Source organism: Pseudomonas sp. B707 (assembly GCF_022496685.1).
Lineage (GTDB): Bacteria > Pseudomonadota > Gammaproteobacteria > Pseudomonadales > Pseudomonadaceae > Aquipseudomonas > Aquipseudomonas paraglycinae.
The window spans coordinates 144,857-160,839 of record NZ_WTVE01000019.1; the positions used below are offsets into that span (position 1 = coordinate 144,857).

Sequence of the window (15,983 nt, forward strand, 5' to 3'; positions counted from 1 at the left end):
ATGGCAACTTTGCAAGCTGCAACCACTATCCGTGCCAACCGTTGATGGCTGTTACGAACATGTCGGAGTCACCGACAGTTTTTTTAGAAGTAGAAGTACAGTCACCATTCAATTTGCATTGGTTAAGATGGCGCTCTTGTTGCGGAGAGTTTAAATGCGTTACTCGCAGGATCATAAAGCCCAGACCCATCAGCGCATTATCAAGGAAGCGTCCGAGCGGTTTCGCAAGGACGGCATTGGTGCGACGGGTCTGCAACCTTTGATGAAGGCGCTGGGCCTGACCCATGGCGGCTTTTATTCGCATTTCAAATCGAAGGACGAGTTGGTTGAAAAAGCCCTGCAAGCGGCTGGCGATCAGGTTGCGGGCTTGTGCGAGGAGCTGTTCGCCCAGGAAAAACCACTGGAAGCCTTCATCGATACGTACCTCTCCGAATGGCATCAGACCTCTCCTCATGAAGGCTGCCCGCTGTTGACCATTTCTTCGGAACTGGGGCTACGTGGCCAGCCGAGCCCGACCAGCGATGAAGTGCTCAAGGCTCGCCTGGATCAGATCCAGAGCACGCTCGAAGGCGATAACGCCGCCCAACGCAGCATCGTCATCATGTCAACGCTGGTAGGGGCGCTCCTGCTATCACGCAGTGTTGCGGATGCCGATTTTGCGCAACAGATCCTCGACGTCACCCGCGAACACCTCAAACGCTCGGAAGACTAAGCCTGCCAGCGCTTGAATAGCACACTGGCATTGACCCCGCCGAAGCCGAACCCGTTGGACAACGCATACTCGATCGGCATCGACCGCGCCTGACCGTGGACGATGTCCACGCCTTCGCTGGCCGGATCGGGATTTTCCAGGTTGAGGGTCGGCGGAACGATTTGATCGCGGATCGCCAACAGCGTGAAGATTGCTTCCAGACCTCCCGCCGCGCCCAGCAAATGCCCCGTCGCGGATTTGGTCGAGGTCACGGCGATGGAGTTTTGCGTTCCAAACACCGACTTGATTGCAGCCAACTCACCGAGGTCGCCCACCGGCGTCGAAGTCGCATGCGCATTCAGATGCTGCACCTGATCCGGCGTGATGCCGGCCTGGGCCAGCGCCAGTGTCATCGCCCGGCGAGCGCCGCTGCCATCTTCCGGCCCGGCGGTCAGGTGATAGGCATCGGCGCTGGTGCCGTAACCGACCAGCTCGACCAACGGCTGTGCGCCGCGCGCCAGTGCGTGCTCCAGCGACTCGATCACCAGCAATCCTGCACCTTCGCCCATCACGAAACCGTCACGTCCGCTGTCGAACGGGCGTGAAGCGCGTTCAGGCGTGTCGTTGTAGCCGCTGGACAAGGCCCGCGCCGCCGCAAATCCGGCAAGACTCACGCGATCGATACAGGCTTCCGCACCGCCGCACACTGCAATGTCGGCCTCACCGGCACGAATCAGCCGCGCCGCGTCACCAATCGCCTGCACCCCGGCGGCACACGCGGTGACCGGTGCACCAAGCGGCCCCTTGAGACCGTGCTGGATCGAGACGTGTCCCGCCGCAAGGTTGACCAGAAACGATGGGATCGTGAACGGCGACAAGCGTCGCGGACCACGGCTGTCGGTGGTGCGCACCGCATCGGCAATCGCACCGAAGCCGCCGACACCGGAGCCGATAATGGTGGCCGTGCGTTCCTGAGCCTTGGATTCAGTCGGGTGCCAGCCAGCCTGTTCAAGCGCCTGCCGCGCAGCTTCCATCGCGAACAGAATGAAACGATCCATTTTCTTCTGTTCTTTGGGTGGCGTGGCACGATCCGGATCGAAACCGGCTTCGGCGTCCTCCTCCATCGTCGGCACCACACCGCCAACCCGGTTCGGTAGATCGGCAATCACCGCTTCCGGCAGGTTTCGCAATCCCGAACGCCCGGCCAGCAGGCGCTGCCAGACGACTTCGACGCCGCTTCCCAAGGGCGATACCAGGCCCATACCCGTGACAACTACTCGACGCTGATCCATATCGGGTTGACCTCTCGTGACTCAAAAGACTTTTACTTGTAACGGCTGGCCGCTGAACTGTGGGACAGATTGGGCGCCATCACATGACGGGCGGCAACGAAGGCTTGCCACTCGCCTGCATCGGGCAGCGAAGGAATCGTAACCAGTTCGCCCTGATCCAGACCGGACAGTGCGGCATCGACCATCTCGCCGGCTTCCATGACCATTTCCGCCGGAATGCCGCTGGCATCGAATCCGGAGCGTTCCCAGATTTCGGTGCGGGTCACACCGGGCAATACCGCTTGCACCTTGACCCCGGTGCCTTCCAGTTCCGCATTAAGCGTTTGGGTGAGGCTCAACACATAAGCCTTGCTGGCACTGTAGGTGGCATTGAAACGCTCAGGAAACAGGGCAACCACCGACGCAATGTTGATGATCGTGCCGCGCCCGGCGCGGGTGAACGCCGAGGCGGCTGCGGCTGCCAGCCGGGTCAGGGTCGTCACGTTCAACTGAATCAGTTTTTCCAGCTCGTCCGGGTCGGCGTTCGCCAGCAATCCGTTGACCGCTACCCCCGCATTGTTGACCAGCAGACTAATGCTGGAGTCGCTGCGCAGGCGCTGCTCGAGCTTGAGCACTTCATCCTTTTGCGTCAGATCGGCCTTCAGGACTTCGACCTGAACGCCATGGGCGTCTCGCAGTTTGCTGGCCGCGGACTCCAGGCGCTCCTGATCGCGAGCCACCAGCAACAGATCAAAACCACGTGCCGCCAACCGCTCGGCATACACCGCACCAATGCCGGAAGAAGCGCCAGTGACCAGCGCCGTGCCTTGGGATTTCGGGGAATTCATGACGATACTCCTGGAATGCGTGAGGAATGAGCGACCGCTGAAAAGCAGATGGCTTCAGTGGCTACTGAAATTATTATAGGCATAATCTGAAACCAATATGATAGCCGTAATTTTCTATTTTCCGACGGAAAGGCTGTCGCCCTCTTGCGACGCTTGAAGGAAGCGGGAAGCAAAAAGGGCCGGTCAATGACCGGCCCCTTGGCGTTGAACAATCAGCTTAGTTCACTTCCAGCTTGTCGCGATTGCGATCCAGGATCGCTTTGCCGATACCCTTCACTTCCAGCAATTCATCCACGGACGCGAACGGCCCGTTTGTTTCACGATAAGCAACAATCGCTTTCGCCTTGGCCTCGCCCACGCCTGCAAGTTCCTTCTGCAGAGTGGCCGCATCGGCGTTGTTGAGATCGACTTTCAGGTTTTGCGACGTAGCATTGACGTCGATGACCAGCGGTGTTCCATCCACGTTCGGAGCTACTGCTGGCGCAGCAATCACGGCGATCGAGGTGCTGGTGAGAAGGGCAAATACCAGGGAGTAGAAAAAGCCGGTACGCATAGGTGACGCTCCATGAGATCAAGTTGGGAAAGCAGCTTTTCCGTAGCTGCTCTCCAAACCTAGGTCATCCCGGGCGCTTGTCAAAAATGCGTTCGTTACCAGATGTGAAACAATCAGGGCTCCAGACGGCGCTGCTGATAAATCCAATCGACGATTTCACCATCCGGAGAATAGCCACTGACCGTTTCACGCAGGAGCTGACGGACTCGCGAGTAGTCGTCCCGCTCGATCGCAACCAGCAACTGATTCAGTTTTTCCTTGAGCAGATCCCAGTCCAGATAGTCTTCGTTGGCAGTCATGATCATTGGATGAGAGGTCGCTGACACGTTGTCGCCGATCAGCAATTCTTCGTAGAGCTTTTCTCCCGGACGCAGGCCGGAAAACTCGATATCGATATCACCGTGCGGGTTTCTTTCCGAACGCACGCTGAGACCAGACAGGTGAATCATCTTCTCCGCCAGCTCAACGATCTTCACCGGCTCTCCCATGTCGAGGACGAAGACATCCCCCCCTTGCCCCATCGAACCCGCCTGGATGACCAATTGGGCAGCTTCAGGGATTGTCATGAAGTAGCGTGTGATCTTCGGGTGCGTAACGGTGAGCGGCCCACCAGACTTGATCTGCTTGTGAAAAAGCGGGATCACCGAACCGGAGGAGCCCAGTACGTTACCGAATCTCACCATGGTGAAACGGGTCTTGTTGACTTGAGACACGCACGCCTCATCACCGAACAGCACCGGGGCTTTCTCACGACTGAGTGCCTGCAGCGTCAGTTCCGCAAGGCGCTTGGTGCTCCCCATCACGTTGGTTGGGCGTACGGCCTTGTCTGTAGAGATGAGCACGAAATTGGCAACACCCGCCTGCAAGGCAGCCTGCGCGGTGTTCAGGGTGCCAATGGCGTTGTTCAACACGCCCTCGGCGATGTTGTGTTCGACCATCGGTACATGTTTGTAGGCTGCGGCATGGTAAACCGTATCGACATGCCAGGTTTTCATCACGTCGAGCAGCTTGTTTTCATCCCGGACGGAACCGAGGATCGGAAGCAGTTTCACAGACAGGGATTCGCGAGAGATCCTCTGCTCCAGCTCGGAAAGAATACTGTAGAGATTGAACTCGCTGTGTTCGAACAACAAAAGAGTGGTCGGCTGCAACTCAAGAATCTGACGGCACAGTTCAGAGCCGATTGATCCACCGGCGCCCGTTACCATGACGACCTGGCGAGTGATGCAGTGCTCCAGCAGATCATCCTGGGCGGGCACGGCATCGCGCCCCAGCAGATCCGCGATATCCACCTCCTGGATATCATCGACCTTGACGCGTCCGCTGGCCAAATCCATGAATCCCGGAACACTGCGAACGTGCAGGGGAAACTTTTCCAGATAACTGAGAATCTCACGACGCCGGCCGCGGTTGGCGGAAGGGATCGCCAACAGAATTTCCTGAGCGCCAGTCGTATCGATCATTTGCTGAATATGCTTGGGCTTGAAAACCTGCAAGCCTGCAATCACACGGCTGGCAATACTGCCATCGTCATCGATGAACGCTACCGGACGCATCGCACGCCCCATGCGCAAGGCAGCGACCAACTGGTTGCCTGCTGCGCCGGCGCCATAGACAGCGACCCGTGGCAAGCCATCGTCGATATTGGCAAATGGAACGTGTTGAGCCGCGACAAACCAGTCGCCGGAAAAATACTGTCGCATCGCAACGCGCAGGCCGCCGATCATCACAAGACTGAGCCACCAGTAATTGAAAATGATGGATCTGGGCACGATGGTTTGATGATTGCTGTACCAGTAGACCACTACGCCGAGAATAAGCGAGGAAAGCGTCACCGCTTTAACGATAGCGATCAGTGCGTCGTTACCGACATAACGCATGACCGCGCGATACATGCCGAATCGAATGAAGAGGGGAATAGCCACTACGGGGGCGCTGAAAAACAACCAGAGGTGCTGTTGAATGGGACTGTTGAGTTCGTCTATTCCCAGACGTACGACAAACGCCATCCACAGAGAAAGCCAGACCAGAAAAACATCGGCAATTACCTGCAAGACCCGCTTGCGTCGGCGAGGAAGGGCTAACAAAACTGCTCTGATATTATCCATAAACGTATCAAACACCCCTTCAAGCTCCTGAAACCGAGAAAAACTATTGCCCATAGACTCAAAATTGAAACGCTCAGATACACAATGCTTCGACCCCGAAGCTTTTGTCCTTCGCTCCTTGTATGGGTCTTTGTGTCGGCGTCATGATACCTAGGTTCTGGCAAAAATCCCTTTAAAACCCTCTGTCTGGATAAAAATGGCCTGCCGCTGATTGCCGACAGTCATGGCAGAAAATCAAAAACCGCCAGTCTTCGGCCAATGCATTGCATTGACTGCCAGGAGGTACCGATCGTCAGGTCGGCATCAGCCGCATGTCACTTCAAGGACGAGAGTGATCGATGCAACGTACCGAAACCGATACATTCGACGTCCCTTCATGGCTTCAGACCTCTTGAAGCCTGATGGACAGCAAAAACGAGAGACCGCGATCCCCAACGCCACAACCTTGGAAAGCGTCGCGCAAAGAAGGCTATAATCGGCGTCGCATTTACATGCGGCACGTTCGATACCGACTAACAGCGGCTTCCAGACGCGCTGATTCATTTCAATTCCCAAGACATGCACGGTTAACACAAACTGAGCGGTTGCCCCTGATGACAAAGATGTCTCTCGACAATGTCGATTACGCCAAAGGAATTACACAGGCTCCCTGCGAGCGACTACTCATGGGAAAAACGCGCTCGCGCGCTCATGAGGGCAAACTGCGCATGCTCTCGGGTCTCCTCCTGGACAAGCGTCCCGACGGTCGATCGACCACGCTGCTCAAGGCATGACTCTGCCCTGCGTGCAATAGCGGCTTCCTGGGTAACGATAAGATACGTCAGACAGTGCAAGATGCCGGAAACGAATCAATCCCGACCAGAAAGCCCATTACCCCTTGAGCGCAACATGTACAGAACATCAATAAACCCAATGAACCTATATAAGACCTGCGGGCTTCAGCATGCCGGTTGAATTACGCGTCATTAGGCTAAACCAAGGAAGAACGGCTCAGTGAGTTATCCAATCGTCCCTCTGCGGACAAGTGGTACGGCATGTACACGCGGTAAATTTCATTTATTTTCAATAGCGGTGTTGTGATGACTTTGAAAACGTTATGTGTGTTCGGCACGCGCCCTGAAGCGATCAAAATGGCTCCCCTGGCGCTGAGCCTTGCTGCCGACGAACGCTTCGAAGCCAAAGTGTGCGTGACCGGTCAGCATCGCCAGATGCTCGACCAGGTACTGGATCTGTTCGAGATCAAGCCTGACTTTGATCTGAACATCATGAAGCCGGGCCAGGATCTGACCGACGTCACCACGGCAATCCTGCAAGGCATGAAAAAGGTCTTTGCCGAATACAAGCCGGATATCGTTCTGGTACATGGCGATACGGCAACCACGTTTGCAACGACACTGGCGGCCTACTACCAGCAGATCCCGGTTGCTCATGTCGAGGCGGGGTTGCGTACCGGCAATCTCTATTCGCCCTGGCCGGAAGAGGCTAACCGCAAACTTACCGGCGCACTGGCAGCGGTCCACTTCGCTCCTACCGAGACCTCCAGACAAAACCTGCTCAAGGAAGGCGTAGCGGAAGCTTCGATTCACGTGACCGGGAACACGGTCATCGACGCCCTGCTGGACGTTGTTTCACGCGTCAGCAACACAGCCTCTCTGCAACAGGCTTTCCACGAGCAGTTTTCGTTCATCGGTGAAGGCAAGCGAGTAATCCTCGTCACCGGCCACCGCCGTGAAAGCTTCGGCGACGGCTTCGAGAACATCTGCAAGGCACTGGCCACTACCGCGAAAGCCTTTCCGGACGTCGAGATTGTCTACCCTGTGCATCTGAATCCGAATGTACGGGAGCCTGTGAATCGTCTTCTGGCAGGCATCGGAAACATCCACCTGATCGAGCCTCTGGAATACTTGCCGTTTGTCTGGCTGATGAATCGCTCTTACCTGATCCTCAGCGACTCGGGCGGCATTCAAGAGGAAGCCCCCTCGCTCGGCAAGCCGGTCCTGGTGATGCGTGATACAACGGAGCGCCCGGAAGCTGTTGAGGCAGGTACCGTAAAACTTGTCGGTACTGCCGTAGACGCAATTACAAGCAACTTGAGCCGCCTGCTGACTGACTCTGATGCCTACGAGCAGATGAGCTACGCTCACAATCCCTACGGTGATGGGAAGGCTTGTGCTCGCATTCTCGAAACTCTTTCCAAAATCCAATAAGGCCAACGTATGAGCTTTGAAACTGTTTCTGTGGTCGGTCTCGGCTACATTGGACTGCCAACGGCAGCCGTTTTCGCCGCCCGCAAGAAAAAGGTGATTGGCGTCGATGTAAACCCCCGCGCTGTCGAAACGATCAATCGCGGTGAAATCCATATCGTCGAACCAGACCTGGATATCGTCGTCCACGCAGCCGTGACCGAAGGTTTCCTGCGGGCCACCACCGTCGCCGAACCGGCAGATGCGTTCATGATCGCCGTTCCTACGCCTTTCAAAGGCGACTATGAGCCCGATCTTGCCTACATCGAATCCGCCAGCAAATCCATCGCTCCGGTTCTGAAGAAAGGCGATCTGGTCATTCTCGAGTCCACTTCTCCAGTGGGTGCGACCGAACAGATGTCCGCGTGGCTGGCAGAGGCCCGCCCGGACCTGACCTTCCCGCAAACCCATGGCGAAGAGTCCGACATTCGTATCGCACACTGCCCCGAGCGCGTTCTGCCGGGTCACGTACTGCGTGAACTGATCGAGAACGATCGCATCATTGGCGGCATGACATCGAAATGCTCCGCAGCTGCCGTGCAACTGTACAAAACTTTCGTTGAAGGCGAGTGCATCATCACGGACGCCCGCACCGCCGAAATGTGCAAACTGACCGAAAACAGCTTCCGTGACGTGAATATTGCATTTGCGAACGAGCTTTCGATCATATGCGACAAGCTGGGTATCAGCGTCTGGGAATTGATCCGTCTGGCCAATCACCACCCACGAGTGAACATTCTGCAACCCGGCCCGGGTGTCGGTGGCCACTGCATCGCCGTGGACCCATGGTTCATTGTCAGCAAGACTCCGGAGCAGGCGCGCCTGATCCGCACAGCTCGTGAAGTGAACGACAGCAAGCCGCAATGGGTGATCGACCAGGTCCAGCAAGCCATCGGCAAGCACCTGCAGGCAAACCCGGACAAGACGGCCAAGGACGTTACAGTCGCCTGCTTCGGATTGGCCTTCAAACCGGATATCGACGACCTGCGTGAAAGCCCGTCCAAGGCAATCACTTTGAAAATTGCCGATGCTCATCCGGGCAAGGTACTGGCCGTCGAACCCAATATCGATCAATTGCCTGCCAACATGGAAGGCAAAGTCACTCTCTGCGATATCGACAGCGCACTGGCTCAAGCAGATGTGATTGTTCTGCTTGTCGACCACAAGCAATTCAAGTCGATCCCGCAAAGCAGCCTGGCGCGTGCAGAGCGAGTCGATACGCGCGGTATCTGGAACTGACCACTTATCGAAACTGAGCGCAGGACCAGGTGTCTCCATGAGTCACCGGGTCCTGCGCACTTCGTTGCTTCGATGAAAACTCCGATGATCATGTGCTCGAATTAGTCATGATGAGATTGAAGAAGGTTGAGACATGGTCAATCTGCTGATTCAGGCGCTGACACTGATTAGTGGCCTGGTAGTAAACTTTGTTATTCCTGGTTTATATGGACTTGAAGCCTATGGCGAGTTCATCAAAGCCAACGTGCTGGTTTTTTTATTTCAGAAACTGCTGGACATCATCAACGAACAACTTCTTGCAAGCGTTGAACCTGAACACATCCTTGTCACTTCCTTATTTATGGCAAGCCTGATCTTCCTGCTCTTCAGCGGACTAAGTCAGTTGACGGATCTGGGCAATCCCTTGCTGCTCAGCGTCATGCTGCTTAGTTCAGCCTGCCTGCTGTCACTTTTCGGACTGCGACTCTACCGCTGGATCGTCGGGTATCTGATTCTGTTTCTGGGGGTTTTCTTCGCCGCCCTGTTTGTCAGCCATCAGAACATCTGGCCGCTGAGCATCGTGGACATCCTGTGCCTGACCAACCTGATCCCTTGTCTGCTGGCACTGGTTGCGCTGTTTACTCACGGAGCAAAACTACCGCTTGGCAAGCAGCTGGGCTCAACGCTCTGGCAGGTCATTACCCTTCTGCCGCGCATGATCTCCATCACGCTGTTCTTCAACCTGTTCACCAACATACTACCTTACATACTCTCGAAGATCCTGCCGGTTCGTGAGCTGGGACTGTTTCGCGTGATTGTGTCGATCATTCAATCCGCAACCAGTCTTTTCCCCATCAACGTCAGGGCAGTATTTGTTTCGTTCATATCCGGAGGGCAGCGCCAGGAGCAATACCGGATCATCATGTCGATCGCCGTGATGTACTTCGCGCTCGTGGGGTTGTTCGGTTATTTCGTATCGTGGCTCTTTCCCAAATATTCGGGCTATCTGGCCCTGCTCCCCTGCTTGCCGGTTCTCTACTGGGCGGTGGTGACGGAGCGATATCTCATTGCCTCGGGATTTCACCGCAGGGTCATCGCGATAAACGTATCACTGGGTTGTATCGCTGTGGTCTGCATGGTCTTTTTCGTGCAGGGACTTGAGGCCGCAAAAGTATTCTATGCACTGGGGTTCTCCGCTTACCTGCTGACACTGCACCTGTTCTGTCGCCCCGGCATCCAGCTTCCGGTGATTTTCTGGGTGGCAATACTTTCCCCCCTTTCTATAGTCATGGCCAACGTCAGCCTGATCTGGGGCATTTTCTATATGTGCTCCCTGTTGATCATCGCAACCTGGACTCTCCGTCTGCGCCTGGCAGATTTCCGTAAATTGAGGTTTTGAGAATGAACGCAGTCACGCTTTATCGTATTGGACACTGGTTCTATCAACGAAAGATCCCGGTTATTCCGATGCTCATTCGAAATTTCATTTTCCTGATCTTCAATTCGTATGTCCCCGTTTCGGCAAGCATTGGCAAAGGCTCGATCTTCGCTTATGGCGCCATCGGCGTTGTGCTTCACGCAAACGCCAGGATCGGTAGCGGCTGCGTGCTGGGCCAGGGCATCACGATCGGTGCGGCGGAAGGCTTTGCATCCAGCGAAATAAACAAGTGCCCCGTGATTGGCGACAACTGCTATATCAGTGCAGGCGCAAGAATAATCGGCGACATCAAGATCGGGAACAACTGCCAGATTGGCGCGTCCGCCGTCGTACTGAAGGACGTACCAGACAACTCCGTGGTTGTTGGAATTCCCGCTCGAATTGTTGGCCAGACATCTGCTGATTTCAAAGCAATTCGTCCGCGGAAGATGGCCGGAGAATAATGATGAAAGAATCATATTTTAATAAAAACAGTTGCGCGATTGCTGCCGGCGCGGGCACTGCCATTCTTCTTTCACAAGATCCTGGCGCTGCGTTCTACATCGGTACCGCCGGCGTTCTTCTCCTTATTCTCATGGCACTGAAATCGCCTTGGCACGGTTTGCTGGCGCTCTTTCCAATGGCATTTGCCATGCGTCCGGCGCCACCCTCACTGGGCCTGCAGGAGCTATCATTTGCAGCATTGCTGGCCACCGTTTTTGCAGGCAGCCTGCTGCAGCTCCTGCGCACGTACACGTTAAAAGATGCACTGAAGGTATTCGCAGCTCCCCTGCTGGTCGGTCTCCTTATATTGGGCACCAACCTGGCAGTTGCCATGCACAATCACGTTCCCCTCACCGACTGGGTGAGGGGCGTCATTCCCTTCCTGTTCATCTACGCATTGATCCCTGTCTGCATATTGGTCAGTCAGGATCAAACGCGTATTCGCTGGGTAGGCGGCTCAGTAGCGACGCTGGTCTTTCTGACCGCCGGATATATCGTTTTTTACTACTTCTACCAAGGCATCTGGAGACCCTACTGGATCGACCCTGCAGACGCTCAGGCCATCAAGCTTACAAAAGAAGCCGCCTTGCACAATGCCAATGCTATCGGCCCCATGCGCGACCGTATAACCATGGTTCTGGCGCAAGCGACCGACAGTCTGCTGCCCGTGGGAATGGCGGCCGGATTTGTCACTTGCATCCTGTCGCGGCAAAAGCAGATCACCGCTGTCGGTGCCTTGATGTCTCTGCTTTGCATGACCGCCGTACTGATCACTTTCACCCGCAGCATGCTGTTGAGCGCACTGCTGGTGATGATGCTGTTTTCCGCCTTCGTTTTTGTGTTTCACGCCCAACTGCGAAAAAAATTGATGGTGAGCGCCACCGCTCTGGGCATCTGCGCGCTGCTGTTCATTTTCGCTACAGGCATGCAGCAGATATGGCTCGGCAGGATGAGCCTGCTGATCGAGTCTGGCATAGAGACAATCGTTAACTGGAAGCCAAGTGAAGAATCAAAAGCCGGCGACGATGGCATGTTGCAACCCATCGCTCCAACAAAGGAAAATGCCGACTTCAACGTCTCTTCGCGCGTTGTAGAGTATGGCATTGCATGGGACATGTTTAAGTCGCACCCGGTAGCGGGTAACGGACTGGGCATCAAACACGAAATGCGCTGGGAAACATCCAGCGGGGAATCGTTTACCCAATGGGTCGCTTATATTCACAACTGGCCGCTCTATACCTTGATGGTCGGTGGCCTGCTGGGAATCATTACTTATGCGCTGGTCCTGCTGGGCCCGATTGTCCTTCGAGTGACCTCGCTCAGAGTCGAGCCAGCCCACTGGACGATACTGCGATCCGTGGTATTGACCATGGCCATCTACGGTTTGTTTTTCGCCGTTTTCCGCCTGATCACCTTCAACTTGCTGCTCGCTACAGCCTGGGGCCTGATTCTCACCCAAGCGCTCTCGCGAGCGCCGAAAGTTCAAAATGACAGGAAGAGTGTTGATACAGGCGAGGCTTCACCCTCACCGTCGTCGCCTGTGCAAAACACCGCCAATCAAGAAAATATGGAGCTCAAGGCATAATGTGCGGTTTAAGTTTCTTTTGTGTTAAGCAGTCCGCGTCCGACACCAACCTCCAGTTGGAAGCGAGTCTTGCCGTCACAAAACATCGTGGACCGGATGCCTCTGGAACATACTTCACTACCGTTGCGGACTTCCAGGTAGGACTCGGTCACAACCGACTGAGCATTCTGGATCTGACAGCCGCCGGCAGCCAGCCCATGCATGCTGGGAATGGCATCAGCATCATTTTCAACGGCGAAGTCTTCAACCATCACGAGTTGAGGGACGACCTCGTCAAGAAGGGTTATACCTTCAACGGCACGTCCGATACCGAAGTCATCCTGAAGCTGTATGTCGAATACAAGGAACAGGCATTCAAGCAACTGCAAGGAATGTTTTCGCTGGTCATTCTTGACGAGAATGCCAGGAAGTTCTTTCTGGTCAGAGATGTCGTGGGCATCAAGCCGGTTTATTACTATTCAAGCGCCAATGGTTTTTATGCCTGCTCGGAAATACGCGGTCTGAAAAGCTATCCAGAGGTTGTTGCTGAAATCGATAACGATGACGTGTTCGAGTTCTTCAACAATGGGTTCATCTACGAGCCCAACACCGGTTACAAGGCAATCAAGAAAGTACAGCCGGGAACCTATATCGAATTTGACCTGACCACCGGCGCCCGTACAATCGTACGCTACCAGGACATCATCAACTTCAATACTCAACGGTCCATTGCCGACACCATCGAGTCTGCGGTCACCCGTCAATTGGAAGCTGATGTTCCGGTAGGGGTGTTCTTCAGCGGCGGCGCCGACTCCAGCATTCTTGCGAACTACACAGGAGCTGCGGACCTGTTTTTCGCGAAATACGAAGAAACCGAAGACTCCGCGGTGGACATGAAGTTTTCTGCCGACATCGCCAAGCACTTGGGCAAAGAACTTAAAGTTACCGAAATTCTCGACGCGAACGACAATCCGTTTGAATCCATCGACTTCGTCGCCAAAAATACTGAAGAGCTAGTGTCGGATTATACGTTCTGGGCCACCTATCGACTGTCCGACGAGGCCAGGAAGAGCGGATATACCGTAATGCTCAGCGGAATGGGTGGCGACGAAGCGTTTGCCGGATACCCCCGATACAAGGTCCTCAAGCACCACAATCTGATCCGCGCTGTCTACCCGCTGCTCAAGTCGTTGCTGAAGCTCAATCTTTTCCCGAAAAAACTCGACAAGAAGTTCGAGCGACTCGTCTCGTACGCCCAGGAAAGTTATTGGCCGCTGGCGTATTCGCGGATGCTCGGCTATTTCTCAAAACAGGAACTCAGCAATTTCTTCTCCAACTACTCGACACTGGAAAACACGTACAAACAGCGCCTGGACAATGTGCTGAGCCAGTACAAAGGCGATGTGGACGATAAAGTGAAATGCGCACAGCATTTCGACATGACCGGGTTCCTGAGTCACAACCTGGGCGTTTCCGACAAGGCAAGCATGCTGGCAAGCATCGAACTCAGAGTGCCGTTGCTGGATGAGCGCGTCGTTGCCAACGGGTTCGCAACCTCCAGTGCCGATCTGTTGAAAGACGGCGCGCCTAAAGCACCGCTCAAGACGCTCTTGAAAAGCCTGCTCCCCTCCACGCTGGTCAACCGTCCGAAAACCGGGTTCAACCCTCCTCTGGACGGGATCATTCTGCGCCTGGGTGCGGAACGCCTGGCATCTGAATTCCAGCGAATCTATCAATTCCTCAATCGCGAGGAAGTTGAGCGGCTGATAAAGAGTCACTTTTCCGGTGCCGCCAATAACACCTACAAACTCTGGCAACTTCTGTATTTTGAACGCTGGCTCAAATTCAACTTCGCTTGAGTAGCTCGAAAATACATTACAACGAATCAACCATTTGAATCAGTGACTCATATGCGCAACGCACGGATAGCCCGGCTCACAAAGCTCTACCACACTGCCAAAGTGCTGCGACCGGAGCAGATTCTCTATCGAATCTACTATCGTTTTGCCAAGATCAAACCGTATGCCGCAATACCGGCGAGCAAGAACCCGTCCTTTGATCTGGCCAATCCACCTCGCTGGAATTCATCGCGCATAACCGAAGACGGGCAGTTCGACTTCATGGGCAGCAAGGCGGCCATCGAATGGCACAACGAGTCGCTGCCAAAGATCTGGCAATACAATCTGCATTATCTGGATCACCTGACCGCCCGCCAGGAACATGATTCATCCCTGTCGGAAACGGATCTGGTCAACAGCTGGATCACGGCCAACCCGCCGTTCGCCGGCTGTGGCTGGGAACCTTATACGCTGTCCCTCAGGATCGTTAACCTGGTCAAGTGGTTGCAAATGCAGCCGCATCTGGATCAGCGCTGGCTGGAAAGCCTGGCAGTGCAGACACACGCACTGTCACAACGGATTGAATATCACATCCTCGCAAATCACTTGTTCGTGAATGGCAAGGCGCTGGTTTTCGCGGGCAGCTTTCTGCAGACCGGGGAGGCCGAGAACTGGCTGAAAACCGGACTGAAGATTCTGGACAGAGAGGTGAAGGAGCAATTCCTGACAGATGGGGCGCATTTCGAACTGTCGCCCATGTACCACGCCTCGTTGCTTTGGGACATGTGCGACCTGCTCAATCTGGCACTCAATGCCAATATCGACGCACTGAAAAGCCGTGCACCCGAGTGGCGCCGAGTGATCGAGCAAGGAATCATCTGGCTGCGCAGCATGCAGCATCCTGATGGCGAAATCCCCTTCTTCAATGATTGCGCCTTCGGCATTGCTCCTGCCCTGCGCGACATCGAAGGTTATGCCGCCTTGCTGGGTTGCCAGCCACCGGCAGACGCAGCGGACACTTCTTCGATCGGTGCCATTTGCCATGCCGAAAGCGGGTTTGCGCACATAGCGTTCGGTGAGGGCAGCAAAGCACTCTTGAACTTTGCACAAGTCGCTCCCGTTTATCAGCCCGGCCATACTCACGCAGATACGTTGAGCTTCGAGTTGAGCGTATTCGGGCAGCGAGTATTCGTTAACTCCGGCACATCGCAATACGGCGAGGACAGCGAGCGTCATCGTCAACGCAGTACCGCCGCTCATAACACCGTAGAGATCGATGGCGAAAACTCCTCGGAGGTCTGGGCCGGCTTCAGGGTCGCCCGCCGCGCCCGCGTCAGCCTGAGCACCTTCGAGAGCACCGGTGAATCCGTTCGCATCGTTTGCTCACATGACGGCTACCAGCGCCTGAAGGGCAAGAACCTTCACACGCGGGAGTGGAACGCCACCAGGAACACGCTACAGATCAACGATTCGGTAACGGGCGCCTTTGACAAGTCGATCGCAAGATTCCACCTGCACCCCGAGGCGTCAGTGACTCAGAATGACAACGGCCTGACAATCACCCTGGCTTCTGGAGAGACAGTCTCTGTCTCCATCTCGGGCGCGGCATGCATCAGCATTGCGAACACAACCTGGCACCCGGAGTTCGGCAAGTCCGTGGCGAACCAATGCATCGTTGTCGAACTATCGTCAGACACACTTATTACCCGCGTAACGTGGTGAGGCTTA

The 15,983-nt window shown here is 55.1% G+C and carries 12 protein-coding genes; 8 read left to right on the forward strand and 4 right to left on the reverse strand.

What is annotated here, in order from left to right; translation table 11 throughout:
* Positions 1–154: 154 nt before the first annotated feature.
* Positions 155–712: a TetR/AcrR family transcriptional regulator gene (locus GQX66_RS09555; RefSeq protein WP_085744989.1), complete on the forward strand. Its 558-nt coding sequence runs from the start codon at positions 155–157 to the stop codon at positions 710–712.
* Here GQX66_RS09555 and fabF read toward each other — a convergent pair.
* From fabF to GQX66_RS09575, 4 genes are all read right to left on the reverse strand, one after another.
* Positions 709–1,983, reverse strand: coding sequence for a beta-ketoacyl-ACP synthase II (gene fabF, locus GQX66_RS09560; protein WP_240868470.1), 1,275 nt, complete (start codon positions 1,981–1,983; stop codon positions 709–711). The two genes, GQX66_RS09555 and fabF, sit on opposite strands and share 4 nt — an antisense overlap.
* A 32-nt stretch (positions 1,984–2,015) precedes the next feature.
* Positions 2,016–2,810: an SDR family oxidoreductase gene (locus GQX66_RS09565; protein WP_085744991.1), complete on the reverse strand. Its 795-nt coding sequence runs from the start codon at positions 2,808–2,810 to the stop codon at positions 2,016–2,018.
* Between the two features lie 217 nt (positions 2,811–3,027).
* Complete coding sequence (locus tag GQX66_RS09570) at positions 3,028–3,363, reverse strand: helix-hairpin-helix domain-containing protein (protein WP_085744992.1); 336 nt, start codon at positions 3,361–3,363, stop codon at positions 3,028–3,030.
* A gap of 113 nt (positions 3,364–3,476) precedes the next feature.
* Positions 3,477–5,471, reverse strand: coding sequence for a nucleoside-diphosphate sugar epimerase/dehydratase (locus tag GQX66_RS09575; protein ID WP_085744993.1), 1,995 nt, complete (start codon positions 5,469–5,471; stop codon positions 3,477–3,479).
* A gap of 1,079 nt (positions 5,472–6,550) precedes the next feature.
* Between GQX66_RS09575 and wecB the strand changes: the two genes are divergently transcribed.
* The 7 genes from wecB (at position 6,551) to GQX66_RS09610 (ending at position 15,977) form a co-directional block, all read left to right on the forward strand.
* Positions 6,551–7,678, forward strand: coding sequence for a UDP-N-acetylglucosamine 2-epimerase (non-hydrolyzing) (gene wecB / locus GQX66_RS09580; protein WP_102686476.1), 1,128 nt, complete (start codon positions 6,551–6,553; stop codon positions 7,676–7,678).
* 9 nt (positions 7,679–7,687) lie between these two features.
* Positions 7,688–8,953, forward strand: a complete 1,266-nt coding sequence (gene wecC, locus GQX66_RS09585; protein WP_085744996.1) for a UDP-N-acetyl-D-mannosamine dehydrogenase — start codon at positions 7,688–7,690, stop codon at positions 8,951–8,953.
* A 133-nt stretch (positions 8,954–9,086) separates the two neighbouring features.
* On the forward strand, positions 9,087–10,331 hold the full coding sequence (locus GQX66_RS09590) for a hypothetical protein (RefSeq protein ID WP_085744997.1): 1,245 nt from the start codon (positions 9,087–9,089) through the stop codon (positions 10,329–10,331).
* A gap of 2 nt (positions 10,332–10,333) precedes the next feature.
* Entirely contained in the window at positions 10,334–10,813 is a 480-nt protein-coding gene (locus GQX66_RS09595; protein ID WP_085744998.1) for a serine acetyltransferase, read from the forward strand.
* Between the two features lie 2 nt (positions 10,814–10,815).
* The gene (locus tag GQX66_RS09600) at positions 10,816–12,438 is read left to right on the forward strand and encodes an O-antigen ligase family protein (protein WP_240868474.1); all 1,623 of its coding nucleotides are present in this window, start codon (positions 10,816–10,818) and stop codon (positions 12,436–12,438) included.
* Positions 12,438–14,276 (forward strand): asparagine synthase (glutamine-hydrolyzing), encoded by a 1,839-nt coding sequence (gene asnB / locus GQX66_RS09605; protein WP_129972547.1) that lies wholly within the window; start codon positions 12,438–12,440, stop codon positions 14,274–14,276. The genes GQX66_RS09600 and asnB overlap by 1 nt, the downstream gene beginning before the upstream one ends.
* Before the next feature lie 51 nt (positions 14,277–14,327).
* Positions 14,328–15,977: a heparinase II/III family protein gene (locus GQX66_RS09610; RefSeq protein WP_240868477.1), complete on the forward strand. Its 1,650-nt coding sequence runs from the start codon at positions 14,328–14,330 to the stop codon at positions 15,975–15,977.
* Positions 15,978–15,983 lie beyond the last annotated feature (6 nt).

Excerpts from the sequence above, each read along its gene's own strand:
- GQX66_RS09555 (WP_085744989.1), top strand. The coding sequence starts at position 155 with ATGCGTTACTCGCAGGATCATAAAGCCCAGACCCATCAGCGCATTATC.
- fabF (WP_240868470.1), bottom strand. The coding sequence starts at position 1,983 with ATGGATCAGCGTCGAGTAGTTGTCACGGGTATGGGCCTGGTATCGCCC.
- GQX66_RS09565 (WP_085744991.1), bottom strand. The coding sequence starts at position 2,810 with ATGAATTCCCCGAAATCCCAAGGCACGGCGCTGGTCACTGGCGCTTCT.
- GQX66_RS09570 (WP_085744992.1), bottom strand. The coding sequence starts at position 3,363 with ATGCGTACCGGCTTTTTCTACTCCCTGGTATTTGCCCTTCTCACCAGC.
- GQX66_RS09575 (WP_085744993.1), bottom strand. The coding sequence starts at position 5,471 with ATGGATAATATCAGAGCAGTTTTGTTAGCCCTTCCTCGCCGACGCAAG.
- wecB (WP_102686476.1), top strand. The coding sequence starts at position 6,551 with ATGACTTTGAAAACGTTATGTGTGTTCGGCACGCGCCCTGAAGCGATC.
- wecC (WP_085744996.1), top strand. The coding sequence starts at position 7,688 with ATGAGCTTTGAAACTGTTTCTGTGGTCGGTCTCGGCTACATTGGACTG.
- GQX66_RS09590 (WP_085744997.1), top strand. The coding sequence starts at position 9,087 with ATGGTCAATCTGCTGATTCAGGCGCTGACACTGATTAGTGGCCTGGTA.
- GQX66_RS09595 (WP_085744998.1), top strand. The coding sequence starts at position 10,334 with ATGAACGCAGTCACGCTTTATCGTATTGGACACTGGTTCTATCAACGA.
- GQX66_RS09600 (WP_240868474.1), top strand. The coding sequence starts at position 10,816 with ATGAAAGAATCATATTTTAATAAAAACAGTTGCGCGATTGCTGCCGGC.
- asnB (WP_129972547.1), top strand. The coding sequence starts at position 12,438 with ATGTGCGGTTTAAGTTTCTTTTGTGTTAAGCAGTCCGCGTCCGACACC.
- GQX66_RS09610 (WP_240868477.1), top strand. The coding sequence starts at position 14,328 with ATGCGCAACGCACGGATAGCCCGGCTCACAAAGCTCTACCACACTGCC.